The following is a 17,950-nucleotide window of genomic DNA, read 5'->3' as shown; positions in this document are numbered from 1 at the left end:
GCGGGCGCGCGCCACAGCAGGGCGTCGGGGATCGGGGCCGGCATGTCCTTGGGACCGCCCACGCCTAACCCCACTGGTCCATGACCTCGAGCGAGGGCTTGTGGACGGTGGCCGTCCAGGCCTCGTCCACCTCGACCAGCTCGGAGGTGTATTCGACCACGAACTGCCCGGGCGTGATGAAGTAGGAGAAGGTGTTGTCGCCGGCGGTGTGGCGGCCGGGGCCCCAGACGACGTCGTGCTCGGCGGTGCGCAGCTTGGCCACGCCGCGCATCATCGCATCCACGCTGGGCACGTCGTAGGCCACGTGGTTCAGGGCCGGCGGGCCGGGCACGAAGGCCAGGCGATGGTGCCAGCTGTTGCAGCGCAGGAAGCACATGAAGTCGCCGAGCCAGTCGGAGACCTGGAAGCCCAGCGCCTGCTCGTACCAGTCGACGGCGGCGGCCACCTTGGGGGTATGCAGCACGATGTGGCTGATCTTGGCCGGCACGGCTTCGTTGCGGGTCAGCGGTCGGGAGGGCCCCTGCTCCACATCGGCCGAGATCTCCAGGGCGTGACCGTCGAGATCGAAGACCCGGAAGCCATAGCCGCCGCCCAGGCCCGTCAGTTCGGCCGGCGCGGAGATGACCTTGGCGCCGAACGCGACCAGATGGGCGTGCAGGGCGTCGACTTCGGCGCGGCTTTCGGCGGCCCAGCCCATCAGCTCGACCGAGCGGACCTCGGCCTGGCGCAGGCGCACCACGAACTTCTCCGGCGAGCCCGGCGCGGCGAGGTGGACGAGTCCCTCTTCACTGGCGACCTCGATCAGCCCCCAGGTGTCGACATAGAAGCGCCGTTCGTGCTCCAGGTCGGGGACGGCGTAGGCGATGAAGCGCACGTCGCTGACGCGGGCCATGGGCGGTTCTCCTTGAAAGACGGCGACGGCGCGATCCTCAGATCGGTTGCGCGGTGACCTCGAACATCTTGCGGGACTCGGTGGCGGTGTCGGCCGGCGGCCCCTTGCTCAGCTGGGCCTCGCAGATCGCCCGCGACCGCTCGACGATGTAGCGGCAGCGTCCTTGCGGCGGGCCTCGAAGGCGGCGAAGGCGGCCTGGGGCGTCTCGGCGGCGGCCAGCTCCTCGGCCAGCACCAGCGAGTCCTCGATGGCCATGCCGGCGCCTTGGCCCAGGTGCGGGGTGGTGGCGTGGACGGCGTCGCCGATCAGCACGACCCGGCCCTTGCTCCAGTCGCCCTCGACGAACAGCCATTCCAGCGGCTTGTAGACCACCTCGGCGTCGTCGGTGATGTCGCCGGCCAGGGCCGCGATCCGGGGCGGGGCCTTCGCCAGGCGTTCGCGCATCGCCGCCGCCAGCCCCTCGCGCTCGAAGCGCTTGCCGGCCGGCTCGGGCGTGGTGACGTACATGTACATCCGCCGCTCCGACAGCGGCACCAACCCCACGCCGGTCGGGCCTTCATAGGCCTGCAGGCTGACGACGTCGTCGGGACGATCGAAGTTGTAGCGCCACACCGACTGGCCGGTGGGCTCGGGCGTCGGGGCGTCGGGGCGTCCGGAAACAGCGCCTTGCGGGTGTTCGAATAGAGGCCGTCGGCGCCGATCACGAGATCGTAGCGGCCGCTCGCCCCATCGGAGAAAGTGGCGTTCACGCCATCCCCGTCGCCGTCGAGGCTTTCCGCCGTCACGCCCAGGCGGATCGTCGCGCCGGCCGACTTGGCCCGGTCGCCCAGCACCTTGTGCAGGGCCGGCCGGCCGATGCCGACATTGGCCGGATAGCCGTCGGCCAGCTTGGGGCTGGGGATCTTGGCGACCATGCGGCCGTCGGGAAGGTAGACCTCGACGTGGTCGTAGCCGAAGCCGGCGTCGAGATAGTCGTCGAGAATGCCCAACTCGGCCACGGCGCGCACGACGTTGGACTGCTGGATGATGCCGACGCCATAGACGGTCCAGTCGGGGTCTTCCTCGATGACCTCGACGTCAAAGCCGCGCTTTCCCAAGGCGATCGCCGAAGTCAGGCCGGCGATTCCGCCACCGATGATGAGCACCTTGCCTGGCTGCACCGCTCCCCCCCACATCGCGCGCTCGACCTGTGTCGGCGGTGTTGCAGGCATCGTAGGGGCGCCCATTTCTATTCGAAAAATAGATTGTTTGGATCAATCACTATCAGAAATGTAGATCGCAAGAAGGGCGGTCCGGCAGCCTGCGATTGGCGGGAGACCGCAGAGAACGGGGCCAGATCGACTGGCGGCCAAGCCATCATGCTTGGCGCGGATTTACCGCGTCGCGTCGGGGAGACAGGCAAGGTCTTGATCCTGGCCAAGGCCACGCGGTCGTTCGCTGGAGGGCGTGAAGGGTCAGCGGCGTCGCTTCCCGAGCCTTGAACTCAAGACACGACCAGATCCTCGCGACGGAATATCTGCTACGCAGCAGCCGCGCCGCGTGCGGCTTCCCCCCCATTTGGCCCGTTACGGACGATGAGTTTCCAGCCCAGCCTTTTTGATTTGGAGGACGCAGCCGCGTCGGCGCCGGCCGATCTCCTGCCCCAGGGACTGTCCTACCATCCCGACGTGCTCGACGCGGACGAGGAGCACAGGCTGGTGACGGCGATGGCCGCCCTCCCCTTCGCGCCATTCCAGTTTCACGGCTACGAGGGAGCGCGCCGCGTGGTCGCGTTTGGCTTTGACTACCATTTCGCCCGGCAGGCGCTGGAGGCGGCGCCGCCCATCCCCGCGTTCTTGACGCCACTGCGCGACAAGGTCGCCGCCGCCGTTGGGCTTGCGCCCGAGCGGTTCGAACAGGCGATGATCACCGAATACGCGCCCGGTGCGGGCATCGGTTGGCACCGCGACCGGCCGCAGTTTGAGCTCATCGCCGGCGTCTCTCTGCTCGCTAGCTGCGCCCTGCGCTTTCGCCTCAAGGCCGGCCAGGTGTGGACACGCGCCGCCCTCAGGCCCGCGCCACGCTCGCTCTACATCCTATCGGGCCCGGCTCGGGAGATGTGGGAGCATTCCATCCCTGCGGTTTCGGCCCTGCGCTATTCGATAACTTTCCGGACCTTTCGCCGGCGCGCTTGAGCGCGGAAGCAGGAGGCCTCAAGCGCGGCTTGAAGCCTCCCGCCTGCGATCAATCCGTCAGGCGTCCCGGAAGCGGCGGATGAAATCGGCGAACGCCGAAAGCTGTCCAGCCACGAACGCCCGGGCGGCCTGATCCTCGAGCAGGGACGGCTCGCCGCCGACCTTGCTGGCCACGCCCGCAACCATCACCTCGGGCTTGTTGAGGACAATAGCGTCCAGGAACACCAGGATCTGGCGGAGGTGGTATTGAGCCCGGACACCGCCAAGCCCACCCGGCGAGGCCGTCTGGATGGCGACCGGCTTGCCCACGAAAGGCTGGGGCGACATGCGCGACAGCCAATCCAGGGCGTTCTTCAGCACGCCCGGGACCGAGTAGTTGTACTCGGGGGTGACGATGATGACACCGTCGGCGGCGGCGATCGCCTCGCCCATCGCCACGACCGCGGGCGCAAAGCCCGCGGCTTGGAGGTCGGCGTCGTAGTGGGGAAAGTCCCCGATCGAACCAAGGGCGGTGATCGTCACGCTTTCGGGCGCCAGGTCCGGCAGCGCCCGGGCCAGGGCCGCATTGAACGACCCCTGCCGCAGGCTGCCGAGAAGGACGACGAGGCGCAGCGGCTTGCCGGCGTCCTGCGCGTTCATCACTTGGCCTTCTCGAAGGCGGCGCTGATCCGCACCGAGGTCTCGTCGCCGATCATCGGAAGATAGGTCTTCACGCCGAACTCGGAACGCTTGAACGTGGCCGTGGCGTCGAAGCCGACGGTGTAGGCCTTGTCGAGCGGATTGACGCCCGAGCCATTGAACTTGGCCTGAAGGGTGACGGGCTTTGTCACGCCGTGCAGCGTCAGGTCGCCCGTGATCGTGGCCTTGTCGGGGGCGGTGCGCACGATCTTGGTCGAGACGAAGCGGATGGTGGGATAGGCCCCCGCGTCCAGCCAGTCAGCGCTCTTGAGCTCCTCGTCCAGCTTTGTGTTGGTGGTCGAGACCGAGGAAACCGGCAGGGTGATGTCGACCTTGCTGGCGACGAGGGTCTTGGGATCCAGCGTCAGCGACCCGGCCGCACCGGTGAAGTCGCCGAAGAATTGGGTGAAGCCGATGTGGGAGACGGCGAACTGCACGCGCGTGTGGCTCGGCTCGACGACATAGGCGCCCGGCGTCACCGCCGAGGGGTCGGTGTTGAGCCCGCCCGCGGCGATGGCGCCGGTCGCGAGGGTCAGGGCCAGGGCGGTCGAGGCAATGAGGATTTTCATGACGGGCTATTTCCGTGTGAGGGCCGGCGCGGCGAACCGGCCTTGCCAGGAGAGCGGCATGGTCGCGCTCAAGCCGGCGCAAGCCCAGTGGCCAAAAATGCAGAGCGGGTCTGCGAAAACGCGGCGGCCGGTCAGAGGTTCGGCGAGCCAAGCGCCTGACCGGCCGCCCCGCCCTAGCCTGCCTCGCCGAACAGCTTGCCAGCGCCCGCCCAGTCGCTGGGTTTGACGTCTTCGAACACGACGTAGATGTAGTTGGGGTCGGTGTTGGTGGTCTTGGCAATGGTTTCAGTGATGTCGGCGGCCACCTTGGCCTTCTGATCGTGGTCCTTGCCTTCGAACCAGGTCACGCGAACAACGGGCATAGCAAAACTCCTTTTGAAACGAGGGGTGGGTAGGCGCGCCCCCTACCAGGGTAGATCGGCGTTCTGGTAATCGACGAAGGTCAGGCCCGGACGCCCCGAACGCGAGTCCACGACGTCCGCCAGGCCCTTGGCGCTGGTGGAGATGTCGATGGGCGCTTCCTCGCCGCCCATGTCGGTGCGGACCCAGCCTGGCATCAGCGCCAGCAGGGTCCGATCCCCTGCCCTCAGGGCATAGGCCCGCATGAGACGATTGAGTGCGGCTTTGCTGGCGGCGTAGACTTCGTAGCCGGCGGGCGGGTCGAGGGTGAGGCTTCCCAAGGCCGAGCTCATCACCGCGATCACGCCATGCGACGTCACGATGGGCGAGAGGGTTTCGATGAGGCGCATCGGCCCAAGGACGTTGACGCCGAACACATGCGCAAATTCCGCGTCGGAAATCTCGCCGACCTTCTGGTCTGGCGCGTCGCTCACCCCGGCGTTGACATAGAGGACATCGATCTCGAGCCCGCCAAGCCGCGCCTTGAGGTCGGATATCGAGGCGCTGTCGGCGATGTCTAGCGCCTCGACGCGGAGCGCCGCGCCGGCCTTGCTGACGAGGTCGGCCAGTCCGGCGGACGCGCCCGCATGACGTTCGGTGGCGATCACCCGCCAGCCTCGCGACAGGTATTCGGCGACCAGGCCTAGTCCAAGGCCGCGCGAGGCGCCGGCCACCAGGATGGTGAGCTGGGAGGCTTCATTCATCAGGATGCTCCTAGAGACTGCGAAGCCCTTATAACTGTCGTCCATTTTTCCACTAAGATGGACATAGGACACTCTGAGGCGATATTTTGTCTCCAATTAGGAGGGCGTGATGGCCGACCCCGACAGCCTTTCAGGCGTCACCGTCTTTGTGGCCGCCGCCCGCGCGGGAAGCTTCACCCAGGCGGCCGAGCGCTTGGCCATCACCAAGTCCGCGGTCGGCAAGGCCATCGCGAGATTGGAAGAACGGCTCGGTCTGAAGCTGTTTTTTCGCACCACGCGGCGCATACGCCTGACGCCGGACGGCGAGGCCTACTTCGCCGCCTGCTCGGGCGCCCTTGACGACATCGCCGCTGCGGAGGCGGCTTTGACGTCGGCGAACCGGGTGATCAGCGGGCGGCTGCGCGTCGACATGCCTGTGGCGTTCGGGCGGCAGGTGCTCCTTCCCATCCTGCTGGAGATCAGCCGGCCCCACCCGGGGCTCTCCCTGACGCTGAGCTTCACCGACGCCTTGACCGACCCCTTCCAGGAGGATGTCGAATTGCTCATCCGCTTTGGCCCGCTGCGCGACAGCAGCCACCTGGTGGCGAGACATCTGGTCGATCAGGCCCGGATCATTTGCGCCGCGCCGTCCTATCTTGACCAGCACGGCGTTCCGAAGGGCCTCAACGACCTTCGCGATCACAGGGGGGTCGTCGGCTCACGGCATGGACCGCCCCTGTCCTGGGTCGTCGCCGAGGACGGACAGGAACGCCGGATCTCTCCGCCGGCCACCCACCAGTTGAGCGATGGGGACGCCATGGTCCAGGCCGCCGTGGCGGGCTTTGGGCTATGCCAGGCCCCCGCCTCCCTGGTGCGTCGCCATCTGGACGACGGATCTTTGGTGGCGGTGCTTGCGGACTATTCCACCGTCCCGGTCGCCGTGAACGCCCTATGGCCCAAGCAGGCCCACCTGAGCCCGCGCGTGCGCTATGTCGTGGACCAGCTCGTCAAATACGCCGCCGCCGGACGCTTGGATTAGAGCTCTATTGCCTTAAGGGGCCCGCGCGCCGGGCGTCGCGTCCGAAGCGGCCCGCGCCTGACGCAGGGCCGCTTCGGCGACCGATATGAAGACCTGCAGCGCCGGGTTCTGGTCGCCCCTGCGGCTGGCAAGAATCAAGGGCGTCGACAGCGGTTCGCTCAGGTCGCGAAAAGCGATCTCAGGATGACTGAAATGCCGTGCCGCCTCGGGGGCCAGGGTGAAGGCCTCGCCGGCCGCCACCAGGGTCATGGCGGTATGCAGATCGCGCACTTCGATCACCTCTTGGGGCGCTAGGCCCCGGTCGTGCAACAGAGAGAGCAGACTGTCGCCAAAGCTTGGTCGGGCGTCATTGGGAAAGAGCACCATCGTTCCGTCCATGAGCTCCTCAAGCGCCAACGCCGACTGCGCGGCCAAGGGGTGGTCAAGGGGTACGGCCGCGACCAACGGCTCGTCGTCGAGCACCACGCGATGGATGAGCGGATCGTCGATCCGCACCCGTCCAAACGCGACATCGACGAGGCCTGCCTTCAGGGCCTTGATCTGCTCGGGGCTCGTCAGTTCCAGCAAGGACACATTGGCCAGAGGAAGCGCCGCGCGAAATCGCCGCAGGATCGTCGGCAAGGCCAGGGGCGCGGCCGAGGGCGAGGCGGCCACCCGCAAGACGGGCCGCTCGACCTGTGTGAATTCGCGCATTGAACGCTCCAGTTGCTCAACCCGGCGCAGGATCGGGCGGGCCGCATCGAGCAGAAATTTCCCCGCCTCGGTCAGGGCCAGGGGACGAGCATCCCGGTCCAGTAGCCGCACTTGCAGCTCCTCTTCCAACTCGTGGATGCGTCGGCTCAGCGGCGGCTGGGACATGTGAAGGATCTGCGCGGCCCGGGTGAACCCGCCGGCGTCGGCGACCGCCACGAAATAACGAAGACGCTTGAGATCCATGAGCACGCGGTCCTGGTGAGGCCTCGCCATCATACCAAAACGGCATGAAGGAAGCGATCAAAACAGTGTTTCTCAAGCGCGACCGCGAGGGTCTAAGCCGCCGCTCGTGAGGCGATCCTCGCCCGACAAGACCGGCCGCGAAAGGCGGCAAGGCTCTCCCAAGGAGAGCCGTGAAATGCAGCGGACCCAGGAAAACACAATGTTAAAGCACTATCCGATCAAGGCCGCCGTGGTGCGCGAACCGCGCGCGCCTCTGGTGCTCGAAGACGGCCACATTGAAGCGCCCCGGCCCGACGAGGTGCTGGTGCGGGTGGTGGCCACAGGCGTGTGCCATACCGACATGGTCGTGCGCGACCAGCTGTTTAAAACACCCTTGCCGATGGTGCTGGGCCACGAGGGCGCGGGCGTCGTCGAGGCGGTCGGCGAGGCCGTCACCGAGGTCGTCCCGGGCGATCACGTGGTGATGACCTACATGTGGTGCGGCCATTGCCACACCTGTGAGAGCGGCCATCCGGCTCACTGCGAGAACATGGGGGCGCTGAACTTCGGCGGCGGTCGCCTGGACGGCTCGCACGCCACCACCGACGCACAGGGCCAGCCCGTCCACGACCACTTCTTCGGCCAGTCGTCGTTCTCGACCCTGGCGCTGGCCAACGAGAAGAACATCGTCAAGGTCGACAAGGACGCGCCACTGGAGCTGCTGGGTCCGCTCGGCTGCGGCATTCAAACCGGCTCGGGCGCGGTTCTGCAGGCGCTGGGCGTCAAGCCGGGCTCCAGTTTCGCCGCGTTCGGCACGGGCGCGGTGGGGCTGGCGGCGATCATGGCCGCCAAGATCGCCGGCGCCACCAAGATCATCGCCGTGGACGTCACGCCCAGCCGCCTGGATCTCGCCAAGGAATTGGGCGCGACGCATGTCGTCAACAGCCGTGAGACCGACCCGGTGGCGGCGATCCGCGATTTCACCGGCGGCGGCGCGGACTACACCCTGGAATGTAGCGGCCGCGCCCCGGTCCTGCGCCAGGCCATCGACGCCCTGGCGGTCCTGGGCCAATGCGGCATCGTCGGCGCCACGCCCGAGGGGACGGAAACTCCCATAAACATCAACGACGTGATGATCCCCGGCCGGCGGATCGTCGGCATCGTCCAGGGCGATGTCGTCTCCAAGATCTTCATCCCGATGCTGATCGAGTTCCATCGCCAGGGGCGCTTTCCCTTCGACAAGCTCGTGCGGTTCTACCCCTTCGACCAGATCAACCAGGCCATCGCCGACTCCGAAGCCGGCGTGACCATCAAGCCGATCCTGCGGATGCCCGCCTGATCGCCCGCTGTCTCACCAAGGACCTCTGTCATGGAAACTGAACTGACGATCGACAATACCCGGCGCCCGAGCGCCTCGGGCAAGACCTTCGAGCGCCGCGGCCCGGTGAGCGGCGATCTCGTCACAACCGCCGCGGCCGCCACCGTGGCGGACGCTCAGGATGCGGCCGGTTCCGCCGCCGCGGCCTTCAAGACCTGGTCGCGCACCGGTCCGACGCAACGCCGAGCGATCCTTCTCAAGGCGGCCGATATCCTGGAGACCAAGCTCGAGGCGTTCAAGTCGGCCATGGCGCTGGAGATCGGCGCGGCCGAGGCCTGGGCCATGTTCAATGTGATGGGTTCGGCGGCCCTGTTTCGCGAGGCCGCCGGCCTGACCACCCAGATTCAGGGCGAGACCATCCCGACCGACAAGCCCGGGACCCTGTCGATGACGCTGCGCCAATCGGCCGGCGTTGTGTTGTCGATCGTACCGTGGAACGGGCCGGTGCTGCTGGCCGCCCGGGCGATCGCCTATCCGATCGCCTGCGGCAACAGCGTGGTGTTCAAGGCGTCCGAAAGCAGCCCCATGACCCACGCCCTGATCGCCGAGGCGCTTTACGAGGCGGGCTTGCCGGCTGGGGTGCTGAACTTCCTGACCAACGCTCCTGAAGACGCCGCCGACGTCATCGACGCCCTGATCGCCCATCCGGCCGTGCGCCGGATCAACTTCACCGGCTCGACGCGGGTCGGCCGGATCATCGCGCAGAAGGCCGCCACCCAGCTCAAGCCCTGCCTGCTGGAGCTGGGCGGCAAGGCGCCGTTCGTGGTGCTGGACGATGCGGACCTGGACGGGGCGGTCAACGCCGCCATTTTCGGCTCGTTCCTCTATCAAGGCCAGATTTGCATGTCGACCGAGCGCTTCGTGGTCGACAGCAAGGTGGCCGACGCCTTCGTGGGGAAATTCGCTCAGCGCGCCGCGGCCCTGCCGGTCGGCGATCCGGCCAATGGCGCAGCCTGCGTCATCGGCCCGGTGATTTCCAAGGCCTCGGGCGGCCGGATCAACGGCCTGATCGACGACGCCCTGGCCAAGGGCGCGGTCCTGGCCGCCGGCGGCAAGGCCGATGGCGCGATCATGCCCGCCACCATCGTCGACCATGTGACCCCCGGCATGGAGATCTATGACGAGGAGACCTTCGGCCCGATCACCACCATCGTGCGGGTCGACGGCGTCGAAGAGGCCGTGCGGGTGGCTAACGACACCCCTTATGGCCTGTCCTCGGCGGTGTTCGGGCGCGACGTCACCCGCGCCCTGGACGTGGCCTCGCGCATCGAGGCCGGCTGCGTGCACATCAATGGCGCGACGGTCCAGAACGAGCCGCAGGCTCCCTATGGCGGCATGAAGCAGTCCGGCTATGGCCGCTTCGACGGCCGCGCGGTGATCGACCAGTTCACCGAACTGAAGTGGGTCACCATCGAACAGGCCAGCCAGCCCTACCCGTTCTAGGCTGGCCCGGGCGGCGCGCATCCTCCCCATCCCCCCAAAGGGATGCGCGCCGTCCACTCCTCTTCACTTTTCGCCCAAGCCCCCAGGTCCGCGATCCGGGGGACGCACCCGTAGAAAGTCCCATGCGCCCTACCCGCCGCACCGCGCGCGCCGCGCTCGCCGCCCTGCTGGTCTCGACCCTGCCGCTCGTTGGTTGCGCGGGGATGGGCGGCGTCGCGCCCAGCCAGGCGCGCCTGACCGACCCATCCCGTCTGGCCGCATCCAGGACCCTGGAGGGGGTGACCTTGTCGCCCGCCGCCTGGCCGGCAAGCGACTGGTGGAAGCGCTATGGCGACCCACAACTGGACGCCCTGGTCGCCGAGGTCCTGGCAGACAACCCCAGCCTCGGGGCGGCCCAGGCCCGCATTGACCAGGCCTTGGCGCTGAGCGGCGCGGCGCGGGCTGCGCAAAACCTGCAGGCCAATCTCAACGCAAAGGCCACGCAGCAACGGTTCAGCGGCCACAGCACCACGCCCCACCCGCTCGCCGGGTCCTGGGACTGGTTCAACGACGCGACCCTGGCGACCAGCTACGATCTGGACTTCTGGGGCAAGAACAAGAGCCTCATCGAGGCGTCGCTCGATCGCCTTCACGCCAGCCAGATCGACAGCCAGGCCGCGCGGCTGATGCTCGCCTATTCGACCACCCAGGTCTATTTCCGCCTGGCCCAGGCCCATGATCAGCTGGATCTGGCCGAGAGCGTGGTCAAGCAGCGCGAGGACACGCTCGAACTGGTCCGCCAGCGCGTGGCCGCAGGGCTGGATTCGACCGTCGACCTCAAGCAGGCCCAGGCCGCCCTGCCCCCGGCGCGCCAACAGGTCCTGACCCAGCGCGAGGCGGTCGACCTGGCGCGCTCTCAGCTGGCGGCGCTGACCGGAAAGGGCCCAGACCGCGGCCGCGCCGTGCAGCGCCCGAGCCTGTCGCTGAGCCAGACCCTCGCCCTGCCCGCCGACCTGCCTGCCGAACTCCTGGGCCGACGCCCCGACGTCGTGGCGCAGCGCTGGCGGGTTGAGGCCTCGGCCAAGGACATCAAGGCCGCCAAGGCGCAGTTCTACCCCAACATCAGCCTCAACGCCTATGTCGGCTCCCAGAGCCTGGGGCTGGATCACTGGGTCCAGGGCGGCAGCGCCATCGCCGGCATCGGGCCGGCCCTGACCCTGCCGATCTTCGACGGCGGTCGTTTGCGCGCCAATCTGGGCGCGCGCAACGCCGAGCACGACCTGGCCGTCGAGCAGTACAACCAGACCCTCGTCGAGGCGATGCGCGACGTCGTCGACCAGATCACCGCCCAGCAGTGGTTCGATCAGCAGAGGGCCGAGCAGGTCGATGCGGTCGAGACGGCCGAGGCGGCCTATGACCTGGCTATACAACGCTACCGCAGCGGCCTGACCCCCTACCTGCAGGTGCTCATCGCCCAGAGCCAGGTCTTCGCCCAGCGTAAGCAGCTTATCGACCTGCAGGTTCGCGCCTTGCAGCTGGACGCCAACCTCGCCCGCGCCCTGGGCGGCGGCGTGCTCGACAGCTGATCTCCTCATTCCTCAAGCCTTGAAATCCATGACCCAGACACAGCCTCCCGCCGGCTCGCCCGCCGCTCCTGGCTTTTTCGCCCGCCATCGCGCCAGCACCGCCCTGGGCCTCGTTCTGCTCTGCGCCGGTCTCTATTTCGGCGGCCGCGAGCTCTTGTGGGGCCGCGACCTGCAAGTCACCGAGGACGCCTATGTCGAGGGCAATGTCGTCCAGGTGACGCCGCAGACCACCGGCACGGTGGTGGCGATCGCCGCCGACAACACCGACCGGGTCATGGCCGGCCAGTCGCTGGTGCGCCTGAACGTCCTTGACGCGCAGCTGTCGCAGGATCGCGCCGAGGCGCAACTGGGCCGCGCCGTGCGACAGGTTCGCGGCCAGTTCGCCGCGGCCGCCCAGATGCAGGCGACGATCGACCAGCGCCGCGCCGACCTGTCGCGCGCCCAAGCCGACTACGAGCGACGCGCGCCGCTGGGCAAGACCGGCGCGATCTCGATGGAGGAGATCCGGCATGCCGAGGAAAGCCTGCGCGCGGCCCAGGCGGCCCTGGTCGCCGCCCAGCAACAATATGCCGGCAGCCAGGCGCTGATCGACGGCATGGCCATAGAGGCCCATCCGGACGTTGCGGTCGCAGCCGCCCAGGTGCGCGAAGCCTATATCGCCGTCCATCGCGCCCAGCTGAAGGCGCCGGTTTCAGGCATGGTCACTAAGCGCGCCGTGCAGGTCGGCCAGCGGGTTACGCCGGGCGCGGCCTTGATGTCGATCGTGCCCCTCGACCAACTTTGGGTGACCGCCAACCTCAAGGAATCCCAACTGGCCAATCTGCGCGTCGGCCAACCCGTGCAGCTGAGCGCCGATATCTATGGCGGCAAGCTGCGATACTCCGGACGGGTCGTCGGCCTGGACGCGGGCACCGGCAGCGCCTTTGCCCTCCTCCCAGCGCAGAACGCCACGGGTAACTGGATCAAGACCGTTCAGCGCGTTCCGGTCCGCATCGCGCTGGATCCCGGCCAGCTGCGCGACAACCCCTTGCGCATCGGCCTGTCGATGCGCGTGGAGATCGACACACGCGGCCATCGCGGCGTCAGCATCACCCAGGCGCGGTCCCGCCAGGCCCAGGCTTATGCGACCGCGATCTTCGACGATGAGGACGCCGGGGCCCAGGCGCAGGTGCGCCGGATCATCGCCCGCAACCTCACGCCTGCGTCAGCCCCACGCTCATGAGCCGCGCCGCGCCACACCCCGGCGCCCGGCGGCTGACGATCCTGCTGCTGACCGCTCTGGAGTTTCTGCAGTCGGGCATGGTGGCCTTCGCCGCCGGCCCGATCATGGGCGAGATCGGCGCCTCCCCGGAGGAGTTCAGCGTCGCGACGGCCGGCTACGCCGCCTTGGCGGTCCTGACCATCGCCAAGCAGCGCTGGCTGGTCGAGCGCCTGGGCTGGCGCCGCTACGTCCAGCTTTCGCTGACCATCTTCGCGATCGGCGCCATGGTCTGCGCGCTGAGCCGGGGCTTTGGAGAGTTTTTCCTGGGCCGTTGCGTAATGGGCCTGGGCGGGGCCGCGTTCATGACCTCCGGCCGGGTCATGGTGCAGCACTTCGCGCCGGGGCCCCAGCGGTTCGGGGGCATCAAGTTCTTCGCCTCGGGCCTGGGAGGCGGCATCGCCCTGGCCCCAGGTCTGGCGGCCCTGGCCGTGGCCGGGGACGCCTGGAACGCGATCTTCGTTATCCTGGCCAGCCTGGCGCTGGCGACCGCCATGGTGGCCAGCTTCGCCCTGCCCTCGGAGCCGGCCGCGCCCCACGAGCGTAGCCAGTCCCATCCCTTTCTGGCGCTTTCGCTCGGCGCGGGCAGCTTCTTGCTGCTCTTCGTCCTGCAGCGCGCCCAGTACGACTTCTACAGCAATCTTTCGCTCCTGCTGCTGGGGCTGGGCGCGGCGGCGCTGCTGCTCTGGCATCCGTTCTGGCTGATGCGCGGTCACGCCCGGCCGCTGCTGGCGCTCAAGCCTTTGGCCCAGAAGCGCTACGGCGTCGGGCTGGGGATCTATTTCGTCGCCTATGTCGCCCTGGGAGCCAACACCTACATGCTGCCCGTCTTCATGCAGAAGACGTTGGGCTTTGCTTGGCAGACGGTGGGCGGTTTCCAGACGCTGGGCTTGTCGGCCGCCCTGCTGACCTGGTTGGTCATGGCCAAGACGCTCCCCCGCTGGCCAAAGCCGAAGAAGTATTTCGTGGCCGGCTTTCTGGCCTTGGGCGCCTTTGGACTGCGGCTGTCGGGCCTGACGGGCGGGGCGGATCTTTGGCGCCAGGTCTTGCCGGCGCTGTTGCTCAACGGCGCCTTCATCATGTTGCTGATGGCCACCACGGCCAATCAGACCTTCCGCGACTTCCAGCAGCATGAGGCGACCATGACCAGCGCCCAGCAGCTGAAGAACATGGTCGGCCAGATCGGCACGTCGGTGGGCGTCGCGGTCGCCACAATTCTCCTTCAGTGGCGCACTACGGCCCATTACGCGGTCCTCAACAACCGGTTCACCGCGGGCGATCCCGCCTTCGCCCCGGCGGCGCAGAACCTCGCAAACGCGCTGGACGCCCACATGGCCCCCGGTCAGGCCAGCGCCGCGGCGCTGGGACAGCTGGCCCAGCAGCTGGCCCAGCAGGCCAGCCTGCTGGCCTGTCTCGACTACTTCGTGGTGATCGCCGTTGTTGGCCTGGTCGGCGCGGCGGTGATGGCGCTGCAGCGCGTGATGGAATAGCGTCCGCGCACCCGATCGCGCGCTGGCGCGGCGCGCCCGTCAATCAAGCCGTTTGGTAGGGAATGGACCGTTTGCAGGCCATGGCCGTGTTCGTCCGCACGGTGGAGTTGGGCTCGTTCAGCGCCGCGGCGGACGCATTGCTGATGTCGCCCCAGCTCGTGGGCAAGCACGTGCAAAGGCTCGAGCAGCATCTAGGGGTTCAGCTGCTGTTACGCACGACGCGGCGCCAGAGCCTGACCGACTTTGGCCGAACCTTCTACGATCGCGCCAAGATCATCCTGGCCGAGGTGGAAGCCGCCGAGGGACTGGCGGCAGAGACCCAGGCGGCCCCGACCGGACGCCTGCGGATCAACGCCCCCGTGAGCTTTGGCATGAACACCTTGGCGCCGGCCCTCCCCGACTACATGAAGGCCCATCCTCAAGTCGCGGTGGAGCTGACGCTCAGCAACCGCGCTGTCGATCTCGTCGACGAGGGCTACGACGCGGTGTTTCGGATCGGCGTTCTGTCCGATAGCCAGTTGATGGCCCGCGCCCTGGCCCCCTACGAGTTGGTGCTCTGCGCCGCGCCCGCCTATCTGGACGGACGAGCGCCGCTGACCTCGCCACTCGATCTGCAGGAACACGAATGTCTCGGCTTTTCTCATACCGAGTTGCGGTCGCACTGGACCTTCGAGGGACCTGAAGGCCGCGTGGTCGTTCCCGTGTCGGGACGCCTTATGGTCGATCATGGCGAGCCGCTGCTGTGCGCCGCCCTGGCCGGGCTGGGCGTGCTGCTTCAGCCGGCGGAGGTCGTGCGTGCGCCGATCGCGCAGGGGCGGCTCGTGCGACTGCTCGAGGACTACAAGGCGCCCCCTCGCCCCCTGCACCTGCTCTATGCGCCGGACCGTCGCGTGACGCCCAAGCTTAGGAGCTTCATCACCTTCGCCGTCGAGCGGTTCGGCTGACCCACGCGCTGGCCGCCCGCGCGCTTACTCCGCCGACAGGAGGATCCGCCCCACCTGCCCGCCCGCCTCGAGCCGTCGGTGGGCGGTCTGGGCCTGGCGGAGCGGCAGGATCTCATAGGGCGGCGGCGACAACACGCCGGCCTGGAGCCCGGCGCAGAGCGCCGCCACCGCGCGTGCGAGCGCGACCCCGTCTAGCGTTTCGGTGGAATAGCCGGTCAAGACCACCGGCCTGATGAGGTCCCACGCATCGAAGGCGACGTCGCCGCCGCCGACCGCGCCGACGAGGCAGAGCGTCCCGCCATCGACCAAGGCCTGGACGCAAGGGGCGAAGCCCGCCCCCCCGACCGTGTCGAAAATCCCGTCATATTGCTTGACGCCCAGCATAGCCGGGCCGCCTCGGTCGACGACGATGGCGCGCCGGGCTCCCTGCGCGAGCACGCGGTCGACCTGGTTCTGGCGCGTGACCAGACCATGGACTTCTGCGCCGAGCACCTTGCCGATCGCGACCGCCGCCGAGCCGACGCCCCCCGCCGCTCCGGTCACCAGAAGACGCCTGCCCGTCAGCGGGCCCAGGCGGCCCAGACCTTCAAAGGCGGTGACCCCGGCCAGGCCCAACGCCGCCACGCTCGCCAGATCCAGATCCGGCGGCAAGGGGCATACGGCGCTGGCCGAAACCGAGACGAACTCGGCGTAGGCCCCCGGGTGTTCGGCGCGCACGCCGCCAAGCCCCTGCATCATGGTGATCACCGTCTGGCCGATCTCCAGATCCATGACGCCATCGGCAAGCTCGACGATGTCACCGACGAGCTCGACACCGGGCGTGTAGGGAAAAGGCTTGGCCGACCGGATCGGCCAGATCCCCGCCCGGATCTTCAGGTCGGTATGATTGACAGCCGCCAGGCGCGTGCGGATCCGGACCAGTCCCGGCGTTAAAGGCGCCAGTCCGCCTGCCCGCCAGGTGAGGACCTCGGGGCCGCCATACCGGTCCATGACGATGGCGTGGGCGACTTGCGGTTGGGCCATGACAATCTCAGCTTTCGCGCCTGTGCGGCTTGGCGGCCTGGGCAAGGTCCATCCGCCCGCTAGGGAGCCTTGCGGCCACATATCGCGCCACCGACTCGACCTGTCGCGGATCGATGCTGTGCCCGTGATCGGGGATCTGCTCGAATTGGACTTCCGCGCCGATCGCTCGCAGGGCGTCGGCGGCGTGTTGAGCATCGCTCAGGGCGATGACGCGGTCTTGGGCGCCGTGGCTCATGAAGACGGAAGGCCGGGGCCCCGGATGCGTCAGCAACGGCCCCGCCGACAGGCGTCCAGCGAGCGCGACGATCGCGGCGGGCGGCTGCTTGGCGGCCGCCGCTAGATGCAAGGCCAGGATCGCGCCCTGGCTGAAGCCGGCCACGACGGCGCGCTCGCGCGGCACGCCGACCAGCGCGCAGGCTTCGTCCAACAGGGTCTCGATCGCCGGCAGGGCCGCTTCGACCCGCGCCTTGCGATTGTCTTCGCTCACGCCCCTGACGCTGAACCATTGGCGCCCGCCAGGTCCCATGTCGAAAGGCGCAGTTCCGTCGGGCGCGAGAACGGCCGCGTTCGGCAGCCGCGCCGAAAGCAGACTGGCCAGCGGCCGCATCGCCTCGGCCGAGGCGCCCACGCCGTGCAGGAGCAGGACCAAAGCGTCGGCCTGCGTCGCCGGCCCGAACCGGAGAACGGTCATTGAGAAACTCCAAAACTATAGACGTCCATCCGCAGCACCCCGTGCGTGGTGCTGGCGTGCAGCCGCTCGACGCGGGGATCCGCGCCCCCGGCCCCCAGCGCCACGTAGAGCGGCAACAGATGCTCCTCGGTGGGATGGTTGCGGGTGGCGAAAGGCGCCAGCCGGCGATAGTCGAGGAGATCGGAGGTTCGGTTCTGGCTGAGCGCCAGGTCGAACCAGTCTGCGAAGGCGCTGACCCACTCTGGCTCGGCATGACCGACGGCTTGGCGATAATGGCGAAACTGGGAAAGGTCGTGGGTGAACGACCCCGATCCCAGGATCAGCACGCCTTCCTCCCGCAGCGGCTGCAGGGTCCGTCCGAGCGCGAGGTGATAGGCGGGGCCAAAACCGCTCTGCACCGACAGCTGCACCACCGGAATGTCCGCGTCGGGAAACGCCAGGAGCAACGGCGTCCAGGCGCCGTGGTCCAGCCCTCGGCGCGTGTCCTGAGCGCAGGCCAACCCCTGGGCCGACAGGAGCGCGCCGACCCGCTGGGCAAGGGCTTGCGAGCCCGGCGCGGCGTATTGCAGCTCGTAGAGCGCGCGCGGGAAGCCGCCGAAGTCGTGGATCGTCTCGTTGGCGTCCACCGCGTTCACGGTGGGCACGGCCGTCTCCCAGTGGGCGGAAATCACGAGGATCGCCTTGGGCCGTTGCGGCAGATGGCCGGCAAGGCCCTCCAGGAAGGTTTTTGCCGGCGCGTCGGTCATTGGCAGGGTCGGCGCCCCGTGACTGACAAAGAGCGAGGGAAGCATGGAAATCTCCAGGTCGGC

17 protein-coding genes and 2 pseudogenes are annotated in these 17,950 nt (G+C 68.2%); 8 read left to right on the top strand and 11 right to left on the bottom strand.

What is annotated here, in order from left to right; translation table 11 throughout:
- Positions 1-64: 64 nt before the first annotated feature.
- The 3 genes and pseudogenes from DDF67_RS24345 to DDF67_RS26300 form a co-directional block, all read right to left on the bottom strand.
- Positions 65-892, bottom strand: coding sequence for a VOC family protein (locus DDF67_RS24345; protein WP_233247756.1), 828 nt, complete (start codon positions 890-892; stop codon positions 65-67).
- 108 nt (positions 893-1,000) lie between these two features.
- The gene (locus DDF67_RS26305; protein ID WP_269845478.1) at positions 1,001-1,504 is read right to left on the bottom strand and encodes an FAD-dependent monooxygenase; all 504 of its coding nucleotides are present in this window, start codon (positions 1,502-1,504) and stop codon (positions 1,001-1,003) included.
- Between the two features lie 107 nt (positions 1,505-1,611).
- A pseudogene (locus DDF67_RS26300) lies at positions 1,612-2,067 on the bottom strand (FAD-dependent oxidoreductase); the annotation flags it as partial.
- Positions 2,068-2,466: 399 nt separating this feature from the next.
- Here DDF67_RS26300 and DDF67_RS24335 point away from each other — a divergent pair.
- A complete protein-coding gene (locus DDF67_RS24335) occupies positions 2,467-3,066 on the top strand; it encodes an alpha-ketoglutarate-dependent dioxygenase AlkB (protein WP_109455316.1) in 600 nt (199 codons plus the stop codon).
- Positions 3,067-3,123: 57 nt separating this feature from the next.
- Here the strand turns inward: DDF67_RS24335 and DDF67_RS24330 are convergent, their stop codons facing one another.
- The 4 genes and pseudogenes from DDF67_RS24330 to DDF67_RS24315 all read right to left on the bottom strand — a co-directional run bounded on the left by DDF67_RS24330 (position 3,124) and on the right by DDF67_RS24315 (position 5,416).
- Positions 3,124-3,705 (bottom strand): NADPH-dependent FMN reductase, encoded by a 582-nt coding sequence (locus tag DDF67_RS24330; RefSeq protein ID WP_101719322.1) that lies wholly within the window; start codon positions 3,703-3,705, stop codon positions 3,124-3,126.
- Entirely contained in the window at positions 3,705-4,313 is a 609-nt protein-coding gene (locus tag DDF67_RS24325) for a YceI family protein (protein WP_109455315.1), read from the bottom strand. The genes DDF67_RS24330 and DDF67_RS24325 overlap by 1 nt, the downstream gene beginning before the upstream one ends.
- 173 nt (positions 4,314-4,486) lie before the next feature.
- A pseudogene (locus DDF67_RS24320) lies at positions 4,487-4,681 on the bottom strand (tautomerase family protein); the annotation flags it as partial.
- A 36-nt stretch (positions 4,682-4,717) separates the two neighbouring features.
- Positions 4,718-5,416 carry an SDR family NAD(P)-dependent oxidoreductase gene (locus tag DDF67_RS24315; RefSeq protein WP_109455314.1) on the bottom strand — a complete coding sequence of 233 codons (699 nt, stop codon included), beginning with the start codon at positions 5,414-5,416 and terminating at the stop codon, positions 4,718-4,720.
- Between the two features lie 109 nt (positions 5,417-5,525).
- On the opposite strand from DDF67_RS24315, the gene DDF67_RS24310 reads away from it, so the two are divergent.
- Positions 5,526-6,434, top strand: coding sequence for a LysR family transcriptional regulator (locus DDF67_RS24310; RefSeq protein WP_109455313.1), 909 nt, complete (start codon positions 5,526-5,528; stop codon positions 6,432-6,434).
- Positions 6,435-6,446: 12 nt separating this feature from the next.
- Here DDF67_RS24310 and DDF67_RS24305 read toward each other — a convergent pair whose 3' ends face one another.
- Positions 6,447-7,370, bottom strand: coding sequence for a LysR family transcriptional regulator (locus tag DDF67_RS24305; protein ID WP_158278110.1), 924 nt, complete (start codon positions 7,368-7,370; stop codon positions 6,447-6,449).
- A 199-nt stretch (positions 7,371-7,569) separates the two neighbouring features.
- Here DDF67_RS24305 and DDF67_RS24300 point away from each other — a divergent pair, with 199 nt between their 5' ends.
- The 6 genes from DDF67_RS24300 (at position 7,570) to DDF67_RS24275 (ending at position 15,427) form a co-directional block, all read left to right on the top strand.
- Complete coding sequence (locus DDF67_RS24300) at positions 7,570-8,688, top strand: NAD(P)-dependent alcohol dehydrogenase (RefSeq protein WP_109455311.1); 1,119 nt, start codon at positions 7,570-7,572, stop codon at positions 8,686-8,688.
- A gap of 30 nt (positions 8,689-8,718) precedes the next feature.
- On the top strand, positions 8,719-10,170 hold the full coding sequence (locus tag DDF67_RS24295; RefSeq protein ID WP_109455310.1) for an aldehyde dehydrogenase: 1,452 nt from the start codon (positions 8,719-8,721) through the stop codon (positions 10,168-10,170).
- A gap of 122 nt (positions 10,171-10,292) precedes the next feature.
- Positions 10,293-11,735: an efflux transporter outer membrane subunit gene (locus DDF67_RS24290; RefSeq protein ID WP_109455309.1), complete on the top strand. Its 1,443-nt coding sequence runs from the start codon at positions 10,293-10,295 to the stop codon at positions 11,733-11,735.
- Positions 11,736-11,763: 28 nt separating this feature from the next.
- Positions 11,764-12,957, top strand: coding sequence for an efflux RND transporter periplasmic adaptor subunit (locus DDF67_RS24285; RefSeq protein ID WP_101719330.1), 1,194 nt, complete (start codon positions 11,764-11,766; stop codon positions 12,955-12,957).
- Positions 12,954-14,483 (top strand): MFS transporter, encoded by a 1,530-nt coding sequence (locus DDF67_RS24280; RefSeq protein ID WP_109455308.1) that lies wholly within the window; start codon positions 12,954-12,956, stop codon positions 14,481-14,483. Before DDF67_RS24285 ends, DDF67_RS24280 begins: the two co-directional genes overlap by 4 nt.
- 62 nt (positions 14,484-14,545) lie before the next feature.
- Positions 14,546-15,427, top strand: a complete 882-nt coding sequence (locus DDF67_RS24275) for a LysR family transcriptional regulator (RefSeq protein WP_101719332.1) — start codon at positions 14,546-14,548, stop codon at positions 15,425-15,427.
- Between the two features lie 24 nt (positions 15,428-15,451).
- On the opposite strand, the gene DDF67_RS24270 is transcribed toward DDF67_RS24275, so the two are convergent.
- The 3 genes from DDF67_RS24270 to DDF67_RS24260 are packed head-to-tail and all read right to left on the bottom strand — an operon-like array spanning position 15,452 to position 17,932.
- The gene (locus tag DDF67_RS24270) at positions 15,452-16,450 is read right to left on the bottom strand and encodes a quinone oxidoreductase family protein (RefSeq protein ID WP_158278109.1); all 999 of its coding nucleotides are present in this window, start codon (positions 16,448-16,450) and stop codon (positions 15,452-15,454) included.
- 7 nt (positions 16,451-16,457) lie between these two features.
- On the bottom strand, positions 16,458-17,141 hold the full coding sequence (locus DDF67_RS24265) for an alpha/beta hydrolase (protein ID WP_109455468.1): 684 nt from the start codon (positions 17,139-17,141) through the stop codon (positions 16,458-16,460).
- The gene (locus DDF67_RS24260) at positions 17,138-17,932 is read right to left on the bottom strand and encodes a DODA-type extradiol aromatic ring-opening family dioxygenase (RefSeq protein WP_109455307.1); all 795 of its coding nucleotides are present in this window, start codon (positions 17,930-17,932) and stop codon (positions 17,138-17,140) included. The genes DDF67_RS24265 and DDF67_RS24260 overlap by 4 nt, the downstream gene beginning before the upstream one ends.
- Positions 17,933-17,950 lie beyond the last annotated feature (18 nt).

Origin of the sequence: Caulobacter endophyticus (assembly GCF_003116815.1) — a bacterium.
In the GTDB taxonomy this organism is placed as follows: Bacteria; Pseudomonadota; Alphaproteobacteria; order Caulobacterales; family Caulobacteraceae; genus Caulobacter; species Caulobacter endophyticus.
This window is presented reverse-complemented; position numbering and strand designations above follow the sequence as displayed.